The sequence below is a fragment of the Micromonospora sp. MP36 genome, from assembly GCF_008119785.1.
GTDB lineage: Bacteria > Actinomycetota > Actinomycetes > Mycobacteriales > Micromonosporaceae > Micromonospora.
In genome coordinates, this window is record NZ_VSFA01000084.1 from 14715 (window position 1) to 31747 (window position 17033).

Sequence of the window (17033 nt, forward strand, 5' to 3'; positions counted from 1 at the left end):
CGCGCACTACACGCAGCGCTGCCGCTGCCAGCTCAGCAAGGTGATTCCAGCGATGAATGCGGCTTCCTCTCGGCGAGGATCGACACGACCTCGTCTCGTGTCCATTGTCACGTCCGCCCGGGTGTGGTCCATCGTCCGAGCCTCGCCTGGGTCGGCGACCTGCGACCTACAGCAGCGGTTGCACTTTGTACATCTGGCTGCGCGAGTCGACCGAGGAGCCCGCGAGAGGCCGGTGCCCCTGGCATCTCCACTCGACTAGCTTTTACGACATGGCAACTACGGTGCTACGCGTCCGGCTCATCGGCGGCGACCGCATGGACGTCACGTACGACAAACCGGACGCCTCGAACGAGGACGAGCTTGTGGAACACGTGATCTCGACACTGGCGCAGGACTCGGGAGTGCTGCGCACCAAACACGGTGATCGGCTCGTCGTACTCTACAGCCGAGGCGTCGCAGCGATCGAAGTTGCGCCTCGCGGTGCAGTGCTGTGACGGAGGCCGCGCACATGGACTGACGGCGAGCGCCGGATTCTGTGTTATGGTTGCCCAGTTGCAGTTTTGATTTCCGTAGACGTTCCGGCGCCTGATGGGTTAACCAAAACCCATCCAGGTGCTTTTTTCGTTTCGTGTCGTTTCCGGCGCGGGTGATCAACGCGGTGGCGCGCGAGTCCGCACAGTGCGGTCTCCAACAGCCTGCGAAGGAGCAGACATGGCTACAGGTACCGTGAAGTGGTTCAACGGCGACAAGGGCTTCGGCTTCATCAGCCAGGACGGCGGCGGCGCTGACGTTTTCGCCCATTTCTCGGCGATCTCCGCGAGCGGCTTCCGCAGCCTCGAGGAGAACCAGCGGGTGGAGTTCGACATCACCCAGGGCCCGAAGGGCCCGCAGGCGTCGGATATCCGCTCGCTCTGATCCACGCTTTGCCACGGCGGCCTGACTGGTTCAGCGGGCCGCCGTTCGGCGTTTCATCTATCATTATTTGTTCAGGTTCGTTTTTGCGATGTCCCGTGGCCTGCGGCCCGTGCCTTCTTTGCGACGTGCCGTTCGAGGAAGGCATAGCATGACCGTGATCACCACGTCACCACGCACACCCGACGCCCACCCGGCGACGGTCCCCGGCGGGTTCAGCCGCGACCGGCACCCGCTTGCCGGCGCTCCGCGTTTCCGGAGCCTGACCCCTGCTGCGGCCAACGGTTGCACGTTTCTTGCTCCGTCCAGCGCTGAAAAAGAGAAGCCAGCGCCTCGTGCATCCGACTGTGGTGAGGTGGCGATGCATCGATTGCGCCACCCGTTCACCGTCGCAGCCGACACGACGCCGCAGCGAACGACAGTAAAGATGGGCCGCCCAGGTAGTGTGAGCTCATAGAACAACCGCCGGCGATACCTGCAGTAACGCGAACGCCGGTCGCCATAGCGCTACGAGCAGCCCCCGTCCGAACCGGACCTGGCCGACCTTGACGGTGTGCTGGAGTGCGCGGACCACGGTGATGGGTCCGACGACGCCGGCGGCTGGAAACCCGAAGACGCACGCTCATCGGCTAGATCTGCACCAGTGATCAACGCGCGGATCTCGGCAGATCCGCACCGCGAGCCTCGAGCGGTCACGTAACCCTACGTAGCGCGCGGATCGCGGCAGATCCGTGAACGTCAGCTCGTTACGCGCGAGCTCTCAGGGCAGCTGGCCCAAGCGCTCGATTTCCAGCGGCTCGACGTCGTCGAGGTACAAACCCTCACCGGACTCTTCTTCGTCTTCTCCATCCGGATGCCACTCCCCGAAGGCCGGAACAACGTTCAGCGCTCCGGTAGGACGGGGAAGCCAGCCCATATCCTTCGGCGGATCGAAATGAGCGGCCCACGTGACGACGACCTCGGTAGGCGGGATCAAGACCTGGCAGAAATCACCCTCTTGCAGCTCAGCAGGCGGCGGGTCAAGCCGCCAGAGCTGGTCCAAGTCACGGTGCTCCGGATCGCGGGCGAACGCACGCGTCCCGTCCCACCAGAACGCCGACTCAGGATCCGGCCGGCGCCACGGCCAGCGCACGTAGACATAAAACCGGTCAGCCCCCACCACCTCGGCGCGATACCGGGCCAGCTCGGCGTGACGCTACGTAGCGCGGATCGCGCCAGATGCGGATGTTGGGACCTGAGTTCGTAGGCCCCGGGCCTAGGCTGGGCCGCCATGAGCGAAGAACTGCTCAGCCAAGTCGTGTACACCGACTACGGTCAGCTGACGTTGGAGTGGGGCGAAGAGATCTGGGGCGGCGACGCTGACCGATTCTTCAAAGATCAACAGAATGGGCTCATCGGCGCAGCGGTCCCCGACAACGTCGTGATCATGCTTGCCCGTCGGTCAGGCGGTTCCGCCGTACGCATCGTGCTGGATGCCTCCGAACCAAGAGCAAGTGCCGACTGGGAAGACGTCGTCGAGGCATCGTTCGACCTGCCCCCAGGTCGTGCCATGCGATGGTCGACCTGGGCGGGCGAGTCCGGCGGGTCGCTCGCCGTGCCGCCAGGGCAATACCGTCTGAGAGTGTCGGCCGCGGGTCGGGACGCCGGCGTGCAGGGCGAGTTCGCCGACGGAGTGGTCGATAGGTATCTCATCGAACTCTGGCCTGCGCCGGTGGCGCCGGATGCTGTACTTCGCGTCGGCAGCGACGACGCCAGCTACTGGCATCAGACTTGGGGAAGTCGCCGCTGAGCCGCCTCACCAGTCTTCTGGCCGGACCGGCCACGAGCTCTCGGAGGCCGGGCTCCAGACAACGGTGTCTGCATGGAGACTCCATGGCGAGGTTCTCGGCTGCCCTCACGACCCATCCGCTGATTGGCGCGAGCGGACGCTGACCGGGAGCGGTCTGCGGCATAGACAGCGCAGCAGTCCCGGGTAGCGCCACGCCCGGCGGACCGCACGGCATCGCCGATTCTGGCAGGATCCGTCGGGTGCGCAGACTGATGGTGCTGCTTCTCGTGATGGCTGTTGCCGGCTGCGGCGACGGTGACGCGACCGAGACGGGAGCCACCGAACAGTTCACCCAGGGCGGCGTCAGTATGGAGCCGACGGTCAAGGCCGGCCAGGCTGTCACCGCACGGACAGTCATCGGCACGTATGAGGCACGGCGCGGCGATGTCGTCCTGATCCGTTCGCCCGGCGGTCTCTGGGGTGACCGTAAGGCGCCGCTGCTGAAACGCGTCGTCGCGGTCGGCGGCGAAACCATCGCCTGCTGCGATGCCTCGGGCAGGGTGACGGTCGACGGTAAGCCGCTGGCCGAGCCGTATGTGGCTGAGGACGCGCCGCTCGACAAGCCGCCGAACCCGAACTACTGCGGGCCGCGCCGGTTCGCCGCGGTTACCGTGCCGGCCGACTCCGTCTTCGTCATGGGCGATAGCCGCGCCCGGTCGAACGACTCCCGGCGCGCCGGGCCGGTGCCGGTGTCGTCGGTCTTCGCCGTAATGGTCGACTGACAGGGCACACCTGACACTCGCCACGGACGTACCGAGGTGGCCGACGGTAAGCGCTCGGACGGCGCAGTGAGCGGACGCGCCTTCGAATCAGAATCCGATCGAGTTGAAAGGCTCGGGATCGGTGCGAAAGAGTCGTGAAAGGGTGGCCAGGGCATCCGCTTCGTGTGGGCGGATCTTGCCGGCGCGAGCCAGGGCGGCGGCGGACATCCCCCCGAGGTAGAGCGATCCGAGTGCCTGTATGTCCAGGGTCAGGTCCGCAGCGCCATCAACGCGCTGGCATGCGGCTTCGCCTTTGCTGATCTCGAGTTCCCACGTACCGATGTTGTGGGGGCACTCGGGGTCTTTCTCGACGGTGATCCTGAGGTGGCCGTCGGTGTCGTAGCCGCGGCTGGTCAGGGCTTTGGGCAGGTCGAGGACTCGCACCCAGAGGTTGTCCGACTGCCGTGTGACGCGCATGGCTCGCGGATTGCGTAGCATCCAGCGCAGAGGCTCGTCGGCTGGTCGTGTCGGGGCGACGACTTTGCGCGTGAGGTCGAAGTCAAGTAGCAGGGACCACATGGCTCGGTAGGCCTCATCGGTGAGCGCCTCCAGCGCTTCGACCACCAGCACGCCGACCCCATCGGGGCTCGTCGACCACGGCAGGCGGTAGTTCGCGATTCCGTCCACCTGCCCTGCCGCGTCGCGGTGGATGAGGTACCGCAGCGGCCCGTCGGTGCCCTTGGGCTCATCAGACAGGCCCGACCATCGGCCCTTGCGTGCCGTGATCTCGCCGACCCGTGCCTGTCGCACCCGGTCAAAGATTCCGGGCCAGACGTCCCGCGCTGTTGCTGCATCGACCAGTTCTAGGCTGCCTGGGTCAGGATCGGCGTCGACAAGCCCAGCGTCCGAGCGTTCGATCTCCCATCGGGTGCGCAGCGTCGCTGGGGAGAACCCGAACCGCCCATATATGCTGCCCTCGCTCGCGCTGAGCTCGGCGATTGCCTCACCACGCTCCAGGGCGTCGGTGAACATCGCCTGCATCATGCCCCGTAGCAGGCCCTGCCGCCGGTGAGTGGCGATGACGCCGGTGGCGGTGACGCCCCCCATGGGCACTATGCGCAGTCCTGGAGTGGTCACCTCGAGCGACAGCATCGCTGTGGCCCCTACCACCTTGCCGTCCACGATTGCCGCTTGTGGTCTGAAGGTTTTGTCCTCCACCAATTCATCAACCCACGACTCCAGCTGCTCGCGAGTCGCTGGCGGACGTGGACACGGCCAAGCCTCCGCGCCGCCGTGCCACGCTGCGGCGTACGGCTCCCAGCTCGGTAGCCCGTTCGCGAACGGCAGCGCCCGCAGATACTCGACGACCTCGTGGCGCTCGACGGGACGAATCTCAGTCACCACACGTCCCATCCATCCCTACAGGTGGGCAAGCGCGCAAGCGAGTTACGGAAACAACCTCACCAACGTCCCCTCATCGGCACGAGCGCGCGCAGCGGGCAGCCTGCGTACGTGTCACGCCGCGTGACCGCCTCTGCGGGCTGCCGCGCAAGCTCGGCGTCCGCGCGCCCGATCGGCGCCGGGGCCACGGCCTTGCGCTCGGCCGCCTTGTTCGACTTTGCGGGTGCGACCCCGGCGCTGTGGATGCTCACCACCTGGGCCGGGGCCGGTCTGCCGCTGCTCCGCCTCGCCTGGATGAAGCAGGGGCGCGCCTCGCGCGAGGTCACCCCCCGCGCGAAGCCGCCCGCAAGCTCGGCGAGGCCGTCGCGGCTTAGCCCGTCGCTTGATCGGGTCACGCCTGATGTCGAAGGCACAACGCTGACGACATCAGGCGTGACATGGATCTACCTCTGCCCAATGATCAGCTGCCGGGCCATTGCTTCGATGGGTTGCGTCACGGGCGGGTCGTAGTTGCTGAACACCACGACGGACCACCGGCTGTCGGGAAAAACCTCGAGGCTAGTGCAAATCCCGGGAGATCCGCCGCCGTGGCCCAAGGTCCACTGACCACCGGCGGCCCTTCCGATCGGGCCGTAGCACTGCAGCGTCACCGGCGGCGGTCCCGGAGGCGGCGGCAGCGGCGCCGACCCCGGTGGTTGCATCGGCGGCATCGGCACCTTCCCACCGGCGTAAAGCTGGAGGAATGGCGGACCGATCAGCTTGCCGCGCAGCAGTGCCTGGGTGAAGCGGTCAAGGTCAGCGCAGGTGCAGAAGGCCTCGCCGGCCGGGGTCCCAATGAAGTAGCGACTGTCGATGTCGTCGATCCGCTCGCCCGACTTCGGCCTGGTGTAGGGATGGGCGATCCGGGGATCCGTGAGCCACTGCGGTTTGGTGTAGAAGTCCGAGCTGCTCATCCCGGCGGGTCGGAAGACGTTCTGCCGCACGTAGTCGTAGTAGGACAGCCCGGACACTTTCGCCACGATCGCCCCGAGCAGGTGGAATCCGGCATTGCTGTAGGCGTGTGAGGCCCCGGCGGGGAACGCCACCGGCATCCCCCGGATGATCTGCGTGATCCCGTCCATGACCTGCTGGGCGCTGGTCCAGATGCGCGCGGTCTCCCAGAATCCGGGCACCATGTGGAAGTCGCCCAGCCCGGACGTGTGCGTGAGGAGGTGGTGGACGGTTACCGCCTCCCCGATCTCGGGCGCGAACCCGTCGAGGAGCGTGCCGAGCTTGGCGCCGAAGGAGAGCTTGCCCCGCTCCACCAGCTGTACCACGCTCAACGCGGTGAGCACCTTGGTCACCGAGGCGAGGGCGAAGATGGTGTCGGGCCCGTTGGGAATGCCCAGCGCCTTGTTGGCCATGCCGAATGACCGGCTGAGCACGGGCCGCCCGCGGTGGGTGAGCAGCAGCGAGCCGGAGAACTCGTCCTTGGCCGCCAGCTCGGCGACGAATTTGTCAAGCTCCCCACCGGGTTTGAGGCCATCGGGCACCTTCGCGTAACCCGGGTCCGCTGCGGCCGGGTCCCCGATCGCCAGGGCCAGAGGTGCCGCGCCGGCGAGCGAGAGGATCGTTCTTCGCGTAGTGGTCATGAGCCACAGGTCTACCGGCGGGCGCGTATGGCAAGCCGATCGAGCGACCATACGTGATCCATAGGTGGGCCCGCGCATACTTGTCGGATGCGGGTGCTGCTGGTGGAGGACGAGCAGCCGCTGGCCGGTTACATCGCGGTCGGGCTGCGCAAGCACGGGTTCGCCGTCGACATGGCGTTCGACGGCCGGTCCGCGCTCGACAAGTGTGAGCTGACCGCCTACGACGTGGTGGTGCTCGACCGCGATCTGCCTGTGCTGCATGGGGATGCGGTGTGCCGGTGGCTCGCGCAGGACGGCACCGCCCGGATCCTGATGCTGACCGCGTCCGGTACGGTCGAGGACCGGGTGGGCGGCCTGACCTTGGGCGCGGATGACTACCTGGGCAAGCCGTTCGCCTTCTCGGAGCTGGTGGCGCGGGTGCGTGCGCTGGCCCGGCGCAGCACCCCGGCGCGCCCTCCCGTGCTGCGCCGCGCGGACGTGGTGCTCGACCCGGCGCGGCGCGCCGCCGAGCGGGCCGGGCGGCTGCTTTCCTTGACTCCCAAGGAGTTTGGCGTCCTGGAGGAGCTGCTGTCGGCGGGCGGCGATGTCGTCAGCGCGGAGACGTTGCTGGAGAAGGTGTGGGACGAGCACGCCGACCCGTTCACCAACGCCATCCGCATCACGATCGGGACGCTGCGCCGCAAGCTGGGCGATCCCCCGCTCATCGAGACAGTGACGGGCGCCGGATACCGGATGATCCCGTGAAGCTCAGGCTCACCGCCCGCACTCGGCTCACCGTCCTTTACACCGGTCTCGTGCTCGCCGCCGGACTCGTCCTGACCGGGTTGACGTACCTGTTCATGCGGCGCCGTCTCGGCCAACGGTTGGTACGCATCGACCTTCGGGGCCCAGACGACACGGTAGAGACCGCCCCGCGTCCAGAGGACCTGCTGCCGGATCTGGACCGGTTGCGGGACGCGACCCTGCACGAGCTGCTGATCCAGGCGCTGATCGCGCTCGCCGTGGTGACCGCGCTCGCGGCGCTGCTGGGCTGGCTGGTGGCGGGGCGGGTGCTGCGCCCGATCCGCGCCATCTCCGCCACCGCGCAGCGCCTTTCGGCGGAGAACCTTTCCGAGCGGGTTCCGGTCAACGAGCCCCGCGACGAGCTGGCCGCGCTCGCCGCGACGGTCAACAGCATGCTCGACCGGATCCAGGCCGGGGTGGCCAGCCAGAAGCTGTTCACCGCCAACGCCGCGCACGAGTTGCGCACCCCGCTGACCACGATGCGCACCGCGATCGACGTCACCCTCGACGGTGAACCCAGCCGAGATGAGCTGATCACGATGGCGGAAGACATTCGCACCGCGATCGGCAAGAGCCAGCGGACGCTCGACGGGCTGCTCGCGCTGGCGCACAGCCAGGCGGCGACGGGACGGCGGCGCCTGGTCGACCTGTCGGATTTTGTCGGGGTCCCGGACGAGTCAAACCTGCGGCCCGCCCCCGTGGTCGGCGACCCGGTGCTGCTGGAGATGATGGTGGCCAACCTCGTGGACAACGCCTTGCGCCACAACGGTTCCGAGGACGAGATCGAGGTGGAGACCCGGGTCGAAGGCGGCGAGGCGTTCCTGCGCATCTCCAACGGCGGCCCGGTGATCGCTTCGGTCGAGACCGAGCGCCTGCTGGAGCCGTTCGTGCGCGGCGAGGGCGGCCGCACCGGCGGCGAGGGCGTAGGGCTCGGACTGGCCATCGTGCACGCGATCGTCCTGGCCCATCGGGGCCGGATCCGCTTGGACCCGCGCGACGGCGGAGGGCTGTGCGTGACGCTGTACTTCCCTCTGCCGGACCCGCGATGGCCCAAGACCGCGAATGAGCTGGGGTGTTCTGGACCGGTTGTTGACTTACCGAGGTTGCTCCCAACAAGTCCTACTAAGATGTCTGATCTTTCCAAGATGTCCCCGAAGTAAAGCAGGTCAAGAACAGGATCCATCTCGACTTGCGTCCTGTCGACGGCACGCGCGACGCGGAGTTGGCGCGGCTGACCGAGCTAGGTGCGGCCGTCGTGGCTGACCGCCGTGAGGCCGACGGAACGGGATGGGTTGCGCTTGCCGATCCGGAAGGCAACGAGTTCTGCATTCTTCGGAGCGACGCCGAGATCGCTGGCGGGCGGCCATGACGGCGTTGGCTGGCCCCATGCAGCCGGTCGCTATATCCGCTTACCTGCATCGGCAAGATCGGGTGCACTCTCATCGGCAGATGAGTGTGTGGGACTATTCGTGGCCGGTGGCGGCGGCAATGATCCCCACGAACACGGGCGACTTGACGCCCGTGGGCGCCGAGCGGCGGAGATCCGGTGCTTCTGGCAGAGCGTCGGATCCGGGGCGAGTCGTTCGTAGGCAGGGGAAGAGCGCTCGCTTCAAGAGAACATCTGGGTGGCAGTGACGCTGGGCGGACACGGCCCGCCCGGCTTATGTTGGCCGCGTCCCAGGGCGGTCTGGTCCCGCCGTGGCGGCTTGGAACAGCGCAGCTGTTGACCTGGTGGTGGGGGCCAGCTCCGCCGGGCCGCTGACCTCGAACGGCAGCTCGATGCCGCACCATCACCAGCGGCGATCCTTCCGAGCGTTCAGGTTCGGCGCAGCCACCTCGCCCTTCCCCGCCACGGTCCACGTAGGGAAGGCCCCGTCCACGCCCGTTTGCCCCCAGTTACCTCCGATTTGCCAGCTCCCGTTGACGACCATGCCGGCGTCATCAACAGGGTGCCGCGCACCCGCTGGCCCGCCACGTGAAGCTGGCCGACTTGGTCTGCAACAGCTGGGCGGGTAGGGGTCGCGATGCGGCTACCGGCGGGCGGTCGCGGGCGCTGCTCGCCCCGCACGGTCCAGAGGCCGTCGTGGCGGGCCTGCTGCACGACGCCGTTGAGGGTCAGCCGCGGCACCTACGCCCAGATGCACGCCGTCGGTCGTCCGGCGAGCGGGCGACCCGAATGGCGAACCTCAAGTAATGCTCAAAAAGTTGACCTGGCCTTACACATTCTGATATTTCTATACATGAAAGGGGGTGGAAGCTATTCGGTTCTCGCAGTGATTGGCCCTGCCCGGAATTCGACCCTCGTCGGAACTCTGAGAGATTGACCCTGGTCCGGGATTCGGCACTCGTTCAGCACGGCGACAAGCACAAGGAGAATGTCTATGCGCACATGGAAGAGGAGAGGTCTGCTACCCGCAGCAGCTCTCCTTGCATTGGCCCTGCCCTTAAGCAGCAGTCTCGTTCTGAATTCGACCGCCCTCGCGGCTCCGCGCATCACCACACCCGAGCAGTTCTTCGGCTTCCCACTCGGCTCCGAAGGCAAGCTCGCCCGCTGGGACGACCTGGTCAGGTACTACAAGCTCGTCGCGGACAAGTCCGAGAAGGTGCTTTACCAGGAGCTCGGCAAGACGGCGACAGGGCAGCCCTTCCCGCTCCTCACGGTCAGTTCGCCGGACAACCTCAAGAATCTCGACCGGATCAAGGAGAGCAATCAGCGACTGGCCGATCCGCGCGGCCTGACGGAGGCGGAGGCCAAGAAACTCGCCGCGCAGAGTAAGTCCGTCTTCCTGCTGGAAGCCGCGATCCACTCAACCGAGGTGGGCACCGCACAGGTCATTCCGAACATTCTCCACCGGCTCGCCGACGAGAAGTCGACCACGGTTTCGGAAATTCTCGACAACGTGGTACTGCTCATCATCCCGGCGCAGAGTCCGGACGGCACGAAATGGGTGGGCGACTACTTCAACGAAACCGCGGGAACGAACTACGCTCGCACCTATCCCGATCTCTATCAGAAATACATCGGGCACGACGACAACCGTGACTGGTTCATGATCACGCAGCCCGAGACGCAGATCAGCGTCGCCCTGCAGAACGAATGGAAGCCGCAGGTCGTCCAGAACCTGCACCAGATGGGCAACGGCCGGGGCCGGATCTTCATCCCGCCGTACCTGTCGCCGAACGACCCGAACATCGACCCCATCACCGTCCAGCAGACCAACTCCCTCGGCATGGAGATTTCGCGGAGCCTGACCGCCGAGGGCAAGAAGGGCGTGCAGTGGGGCTCGACCTACGACTACTGGACGCCGTCGCGCCAGTACATGACCTACCACGGCGCGCCGCGCATCCTCGTCGAGGCGGCGAGCGCACAGGACCTCGCCTACACCTACAAGAGCAGCAATGGTGGCCCGATCGGTCCGCAAGAGCCAGACACCAACTTCATCGAGCCGTACGACCAGTCCACCTGGACGCTGGCGCAAATCGTAGACTACCTCGACACGGCGGTCTTCGGCGCGCTGAGCAACGTCGCCAAGTACAAGACTGAGTGGCTCTACAACTTCTACCGCACCCAGCGCAACGCGGTGGACCCGAGCGCCGACAAGCCGTTCGCCTACGTGGTTCCGGCTGGTCAGCGGGATCCATTCGCCACGTACGAGCTGCTGAACACCCTGCAGACCGGCGATGTCGAGATTGAGCAGGCCACCTCCGCCTTCACGGCCAACGGCAAGCGGTACGAGGCCGGTTCCTGGGTCATCCGGTACGCGCAGCCCTACGGCCGGTTCGCCAAGACCTTGCTGGAGGTGCAGCGCTACCCGGACCTGCGGGAGTACCCGGGCGGCCCGCCGCAGAGCCCGTACGACGTGACGGCGCAGACCCTGCCGATGCTCCTGGGCGTCTCTGTCGACACCGTCGCGAAGCCCTTCACCGCCTCGACCACCCAGGTCAAGAAGGTGCAGCCGGCCAACCCGGCGTTCCCCGGCGACCCGGGAGGCAACGGCGCCTACCTGGTCAGCCCGGAGTCCTACGGCACGGCGATGATGATCGCCGCGCTGCAGAAGGCCGGTGCGGGAACCTTCCGTGCCAGCGCTGCGTTCTCGGCCGGCGGGCGTACCTACGCCCCGGGCACGCTGATCGTCGAGCCGAGCAAGGCGGCGCAGACCGCCCTGCAGGATGTCTCCCGCAAGACCGGCATCCCCGTCTTCAGCGTCGGGCAGGCGCCGCAGGTGGCGGCGGAGCAGCTCAAGGACAATACCCGGGTCGGCCTCTTCCGGGGCATCAACAACATCCCGGGCGGCTGGATGAAGTGGCTGTTCGAGCAGTATGGCATCGGCTTCAACGAGGTCGTCGCCGCCGACTTCGCCGGCGACCTCAACGCGAAGTTCGACACGATCGTGCTGCCGGCGGGGATCAGCCGGACTGACATCGTCTCGGGCCTGAACCGGGACCGCTACCCGGCCGAGTGGTCCTGGGCGTACGGGGTTGGCGAGGCCGGCTGGGCCGAGCTGCGCAAGTTCGTCGAGGACGGCGGGACGCTACTGGCGATCGGCGACTCGGTGGCGACCGCGCGCCAGCTGGCCTCCCTGCCGATCACCCCGGCGCTTCCCGCCGACGAGCACCAGTTCTTCTCGCCCGGCAGCATCCTCAGCCAGCGGTTCGACACGTCAGACCCGGTGGCCTGGGGTATGCGCCCGGACACGCCGGTGTGGTTCGGCGAGGGCGATCAGGCGTACACCGTCACCGGCGGCGACGTGGTCTCCTCGTTCCCCACGTCCGGTGAGCAGTTGCAGAGCGGCTGGCTCATCGGCGGGGAGCACCTCAACGGCAAGGCCAACATCGTCAAGCACCAGGTGGGCCAGGGCCTGATCGTGACCTTCGGTAGCGAGCCGACGTTCCGCACGTGGTCTCGTGACCCGAGCAAGCTGCTGTTCAACGCGATCTACCACGGCCCGTCGACCGCAGTGGACGCGGCGGCACTGCCGGGGGCGCTCCGCGGCTAACCGCGGCGTCGAACCAAGGCTCCGGACACCGAGGGGGCCGCGTCCCGGCGGACACGGCCCCCTCGCCGGGCGAATGTCACTGCTGCCCGAATTCTTGGCGACTCGGGCCAATCTCCGACGGCGTGTACGCGGCTCAGAGTGGCAGTCACCACTGCCTCCGACAGTATCGAGAAACGCTGGTGTAACGCCGACGAAAGCAGCGGCCCGCAAGATCCGAGGCACTTCCCCCCGCCCCCGACCTTCCACGGAGGTTGCCTTGTCCCTCGACCAACGCCGGCTTCTGCCAGCCCGACGGATTGCCACCCTGACCGCCCCGGTCGTCACCGCCGCGCTGGCGGCAGCGGCCGTACTCGCCATCACATCGACCGGCGCCGACGAGCCGGACGGCCCGCCGTCCGGCGCCGCCACCGGCGGTGTCATCGCCGCCACAGAAATCCAGAGCGTCGCTTACCAGACAGCGGTCGCCGAGGCCAAGACGAAGAAGCCCAAGGTGACCGTGATCGGCACCGGCGGCACGATCGCCGGCGTCGCCACCTCCCGCAGCAGCTTCACCAACTACCGAGCCGGCCAGATTCCGATCGACCGGATGGTCGCCCAACTCCAACCCGAGATCGGCGAGGTCGCCGACGTGTCCACCGTGCAGTTCGGCAACAAGGGTTCCGGCGGCTACACCATCGCCGAACTCCACGCCCTCACCCTCGCCGTGGAGCAGGCGCTGCAAACCTCCGACGCGGTGGTGGTAACCAGCGGGACGGACACCATGGAGGAATTCGCGTACTGGCTGGACCTGACCGTGCAGAGCCGCAAGCCGGTGGTGGCGACGGGGGCGATGCGCCCGTGGGCGGCCGGCACGGTTGACGGGCCGCAGGTGATCGGCGCGGACGGCCCCGCGAACCTCTACAACTCGATCGTCCTGGCCGCCAGCCAGTCCACGTACTGCTACGGCACCGTGCTGATGCTCAACGACGAGTTCCACACCGCGCGGGACGTGACCAAGTCCAACACCACCCGCATGGACACCTTCCAGACCCGTGAACTGGGCGTACTCGGCTGGATCGACGGCTCGGAAATCAAGGTCGGCCGGGCGCCGTCCCGGGTCGCCGACTGCGATCAGAAGAACCGCTGGCTGACCCCGTTCAAGCTGAGCGACGTCAAGGTGGAGTCGCTGCCCCGGGTCGAGGTGGTCTACAACTACCAGCAGGCCGGCGGCGAGGCGATCACCGCGTTCGCCGACGCAGGAGTCAAGGGCATCGTGACCGCGGGTACGGGAGCCGGCGGCATCTCCTCTGCCCAGTCCGCCGCCCGGTCCGCGGCGATCGCCAAGGGCGTCTTCTTCGTCAGCACCAGCCGGGTCGGCTCCGGCTCAATCAGTGGCGGCAGCAGCACCGCCCCGATCTTCGACGGCGACGACCTGCTGCCGCAGAAGGCCCGGCTGCTGCTGCTGCTGAGCCTGGCGACCGCCCCCGGGGACACGGCGAAGGTCCGCCAGCTGGTCGAATCGCTCGGCAACCCGGAGTGGAACACCGCTCCCCCCGGCAATCCCCAGAACTGATGGTCGGAGGCCGGCACAGCGCGGTGCCGGCCCCCTGTCCTGCCATGATCGCCAGCCGGGGGCGACACTGCTCAGCGACCGACGCGGGCCTTGATCAGGCGCGGTACGGCGTGAAGTATGCCAATACCCGTGCCACGGCCTTGAGCTGGAGTTCCAGAGTTTCAGTATCAGAGGGAGCGGCACAGCCCGGCCATCCTGTCGATTTCACCGGGCGCCTGACCCGCCAAGGTTGCCTCAGCATCATGGCGCGACACCATCAGCCGATGGTTCCTTGACCAACGGTACACGCCCTCATCTCGATATGTTCGCATGCCGAGAGGCGGTGTGGGCTGTGCTTCGCGCCGCATAGCGATCGGATCGCGGCCAGATGCGGACGTCCCACAACGACCCGGCCGTAGCCCAAGCTTCTTCCGCAAAGAGGTTAATGGAGGGTGGGTCGGTAGATGAGCTCTTGGATGTGGTCACCGAGCGTCTGGTGCTCGACCAACTCCAGGTCGAAGTCGGCCGCGCCCTGGAAGATCGGGTCCAGCCCGGTCCGACCGGTGATGACGGGGAAGATCGTGACCTGTACGTGGTCGACCAGGCCGGCGGCCATCAGCACCCGGTTCATCGACAGGCTGCTAATTTGATTAGGGATCCTCATTGATCGTAGGATGATCGTGTGGAACTTCTTCGGCTTGCGAAGGCCGCGAAGCGGCTTGGTGTTCACCCTACAACGCTTCGCCTGTGGGCTGATTCGGGGAAGATTCCAGTGACGTGGGTGGGTCGTGAGCGGCGGTTTTCCTCGATTGATGTCGAGGCGATGAAGGTCTCCAGCGGCGGCGGGCGTCTTCGGTTGGAGGGCCTGTACGTGCGGGTCTCCGGTTCCGCAGGGCAGGAGTCCTTGTTGGAGGCTCAGGAGCATGAGCTGCGTGCCACGTCCACCGGTGAGATCGTGAAGGTGTTCCGTGATCGGGCTTCGGGTCTGCGGGAGGATCGACCCGGTCTGAACCGGTTGTTGCGGGCTGTTGCTGACGGGAGTGTCACGGTGGTCCGGGTGACGCATGAGGATCGGCTTGCGCGGTTCGGTGTCGGCTGGCTCAAACAGCTGCTCGCCGTGCACGGCGCCACTCTGGAAGTGCTGCATCCGAAGAAGCTCGGCGGACGCGAGGAGTTGCTGGAGGATTTCGTTTCGTTGGTCACGACGTTCGCGGGGCGCCTGTATGGGATGCGGTCGGCGGAGAACCGGCGTCGTCTGCTGGCCGAGTCCGGGCAATGCCAGGCCGGTGGCGAGTGAGCGGGAAGCCGCCGCTGGCCGAAGGCGAGATCTTCCGCACCGCGTGTGCCTGCGGCTTGCTGCGATCTGGGGTGGACGAGAAGACCGGCGAGGTGCTGACGCAGGCGGTGCTTGCGCAACGGATCAGCTGGTGCGCCGACCTGGTGGCGGGCATGGTCTCCCGCCTGTTGGCGGAGCACTGGAACACCGCTGATATGGAGGTGTTAGCCAGCGGCGTGGACGCGGGCGGCCGGCGGTTGCCGTCGAACGCGTGGATGGCGCTGCGGCGCCTGGGCTGGGCCGCCACTACGCCTGAGGGTGTGAAGGTCAATGACCGGATCGTGCGGATGGCGCAGGAGCAGGCCGGGCGTGCCCTGCGCTCGGCGCGGTGGCGTGCTGACCTGACCGCCGCAGTGCTGGCGACGTGGCCGGCCGATCCGCGTCGGCGCACCGCTCAGGAGTGGGAGCAGGTACGCCGGGCGGTTCCGGGCGGGGAGCATCTGCCGTCGGGTGTCATCAAGTCCCGCACCCGGCAGGCCGCCGCCTTCCTCAAAGCCAATGGTCGCCTGCCGGTGGACGTGTTCGAACTCGAAGGCATCCCGAAGGTCCCGCGGATGCTGCTGTTGGCCGCGTGTGACGGGCAGCAGGCCAGCCTCGAACGCAGCGGGACTGACCCGGGCAGGGTGTTGCTGCGGTTGCAGCTTCCCTCACGTCCGGATCCGCGATCGTATCGGGATTGGACGTGGGTGGCCTGTCCGATCAGCCTGCCGCCCACGGTCCCCGCGGGCGCGGTGCTGCACCTGCCCACCCTGCGCGTCACCGGCCGGCAGGTGCACGCCGATCTCGCGTACAGCTACCCGGTGCCGAAGGCCCGGCGCACCGGCCACACGGTCGCGGTCGGCGTGGACTGGGGCCTGAACACTCTCCTCAGCGCGGGCGCCCTGCGGCTCCACGAGGATGGGCGGGTCACCGCGTTGGGGTCCGGTGGTCAGTTCCGGGCCGCCGGGGTCCTGGCCAAGCAGCACCGCCTCCGGCGCCTGTCAGAGCGGCTGCACGCCAAAGCCGGTCACTACCAGCGGCTCGCCGGCCGTAGCGAGCGGCATCACCTCGTCGGCAAGCTGGCGGTCCTGCGCGACGAGATCCGGCACGTCTCCGACCGCCGGACGAACCTGAACGCCGCGCTCGGGTGGGCCGCCGCCCGCTGGGCCGTCGACCAGGCCATCGCCTCCCGAGCGACCGTCATCTACGTCGAAGACCTGCGATCGTTGGAAGCACGGGGCATGGGCGCCACCCTCAACACCCGGCTGTCCCAGCAGGTGCGCGGGCAGATCGTCGACCGGATGCGGCACCTCGCCGCCGAGACCGGTATCGCCGTCGTCACCACGCCTGCCCGCAACACCTCGAAGCACTGCCCGCAGTGCCTGACACCGCTGCGGCATCGCAAGGCCCCCGACAAGCCGACGGTGGCGGGTTGGAAGTGGGCTGTCTGTCCCCACCAGTCCTGCCGGTGGCAAGGCGACCGCGACCACGGGGCATGGCGGCGCATCGCCGCCCGCGGCCTCACCCACCAGGCCAAGACCGTCACCGACAAGACCACCGGGCACATGGTCATCCGCGCCGTGGTCGACAAACTCGAAGCCTCAGCGGTCATCACGAAGACCTACCGGGGGGACCGGTCGAAGACCGGCCCCACCCGGCGCAAGCCACCACGCCCCGCGCCCAGGCGACGCAGGGCACCCTCCCCCACCAGACCCCACGGTCAGGCGGGTAAGCGTCTGGAGGGACACGCACCAACGGGCCGGAGGCTGCCCCGCGCAGCCCACCGACACCAGGGCGTGAACACGATCAGCACACCCACCACCGGCCACCAGCCACGCGGAGCCGCGTTGGGCGCGGGATTCCACTTCCACGCCCATGCGTCCCCACCACGGTGGGAAACGATCCCGGAAACCCCATCCGACTCAGGATCACTA

The 17033-nt window shown here is 67.4% G+C and carries 14 protein-coding genes and 1 pseudogene; 11 read left to right on the plus strand and 4 right to left on the minus strand.

What is annotated here, in order from left to right; all coding sequences use genetic code 11:
- Window positions 1–269 precede the first annotated feature (269 nt).
- A complete protein-coding gene (locus FXF52_RS31955) occupies window positions 270–494 on the plus strand; it encodes a hypothetical protein (RefSeq protein ID WP_148802491.1) in 225 nt (74 codons plus the stop codon).
- 217 nt (window positions 495–711) lie between these two features.
- Complete coding sequence (locus FXF52_RS31960; RefSeq protein ID WP_121398059.1) at window positions 712–915, plus strand: cold-shock protein; 204 nt, start codon at window positions 712–714, stop codon at window positions 913–915.
- A 757-nt stretch (window positions 916–1672) separates the two neighbouring features.
- Here the strand turns inward: FXF52_RS31960 and FXF52_RS31965 are convergent.
- A complete protein-coding gene (locus FXF52_RS31965; protein WP_148802493.1) occupies window positions 1673–2074 on the minus strand; it encodes a hypothetical protein in 402 nt (133 codons plus the stop codon).
- 108 nt (window positions 2075–2182) lie between these two features.
- Here FXF52_RS31965 and FXF52_RS31970 point away from each other — a divergent pair, with 108 nt between their 5' ends.
- Both FXF52_RS31970 and lepB read left to right on the plus strand, forming a co-directional pair.
- Window positions 2183–2701: a hypothetical protein gene (locus tag FXF52_RS31970; protein ID WP_148802495.1), complete on the plus strand. Its 519-nt coding sequence runs from the start codon at window positions 2183–2185 to the stop codon at window positions 2699–2701.
- A 239-nt stretch (window positions 2702–2940) separates the two neighbouring features.
- Window positions 2941–3462 carry a signal peptidase I gene (lepB, locus tag FXF52_RS31975; protein WP_148802497.1) on the plus strand — a complete coding sequence of 174 codons (522 nt, stop codon included), beginning with the start codon at window positions 2941–2943 and terminating at the stop codon, window positions 3460–3462.
- Window positions 3463–3549: 87 nt separating this feature from the next.
- Here lepB and FXF52_RS31980 read toward each other — a convergent pair whose 3' ends face one another.
- Complete coding sequence (locus FXF52_RS31980; RefSeq protein WP_222870787.1) at window positions 3550–4845, minus strand: GNAT family N-acetyltransferase; 1296 nt, start codon at window positions 4843–4845, stop codon at window positions 3550–3552.
- A 440-nt stretch (window positions 4846–5285) separates the two neighbouring features.
- Window positions 5286–6551 carry a serine hydrolase gene (locus tag FXF52_RS31985; protein WP_222870788.1) on the minus strand — a complete coding sequence of 422 codons (1266 nt, stop codon included), beginning with the start codon at window positions 6549–6551 and terminating at the stop codon, window positions 5286–5288.
- A 9-nt stretch (window positions 6552–6560) separates the two neighbouring features.
- Between FXF52_RS31985 and FXF52_RS31990 the strand changes: the two genes are divergently transcribed.
- The 5 genes and pseudogenes from FXF52_RS31990 to FXF52_RS32010 all read left to right on the plus strand — a co-directional run bounded on the left by FXF52_RS31990 (window position 6561) and on the right by FXF52_RS32010 (window position 13805).
- The gene (locus FXF52_RS31990; RefSeq protein WP_148802504.1) at window positions 6561–7217 is read left to right on the plus strand and encodes a response regulator transcription factor; all 657 of its coding nucleotides are present in this window, start codon (window positions 6561–6563) and stop codon (window positions 7215–7217) included.
- A 203-nt stretch (window positions 7218–7420) separates the two neighbouring features.
- On the plus strand, window positions 7421–8416 hold the full coding sequence (locus tag FXF52_RS31995) for a HAMP domain-containing sensor histidine kinase (protein WP_255472550.1): 996 nt from the start codon (window positions 7421–7423) through the stop codon (window positions 8414–8416).
- A pseudogene (locus tag FXF52_RS32000) lies at window positions 8395–8625 on the plus strand (VOC family protein); the annotation flags it as partial. The gene FXF52_RS31995 and the pseudogene FXF52_RS32000, both read left to right, overlap by 22 nt.
- Before the next feature lie 1012 nt (window positions 8626–9637).
- Window positions 9638–12253, plus strand: a complete 2616-nt coding sequence (locus FXF52_RS32005) for a M14 family zinc carboxypeptidase (protein ID WP_187413843.1) — start codon at window positions 9638–9640, stop codon at window positions 12251–12253.
- 256 nt (window positions 12254–12509) lie between these two features.
- A complete protein-coding gene (locus tag FXF52_RS32010) occupies window positions 12510–13805 on the plus strand; it encodes an asparaginase (RefSeq protein WP_222870789.1) in 1296 nt (431 codons plus the stop codon).
- 421 nt (window positions 13806–14226) lie between these two features.
- On the opposite strand, the gene FXF52_RS32015 is transcribed toward FXF52_RS32010, so the two are convergent.
- A complete protein-coding gene (locus FXF52_RS32015) occupies window positions 14227–14448 on the minus strand; it encodes a dihydrofolate reductase family protein (protein ID WP_222870790.1) in 222 nt (73 codons plus the stop codon).
- Between the two features lie 18 nt (window positions 14449–14466).
- On the opposite strand from FXF52_RS32015, the gene FXF52_RS32020 reads away from it, so the two are divergent.
- Window positions 14467–15081, plus strand: a complete 615-nt coding sequence (locus tag FXF52_RS32020; RefSeq protein ID WP_148802514.1) for an IS607 family transposase — start codon at window positions 14467–14469, stop codon at window positions 15079–15081.
- Window positions 15078–17033, plus strand: a 1956-nt coding sequence (locus tag FXF52_RS32025) for a zinc ribbon domain-containing protein (RefSeq protein WP_148802517.1), incomplete at its 3' end; no start/stop codon positions are given. The genes FXF52_RS32020 and FXF52_RS32025, both read left to right, overlap by 4 nt.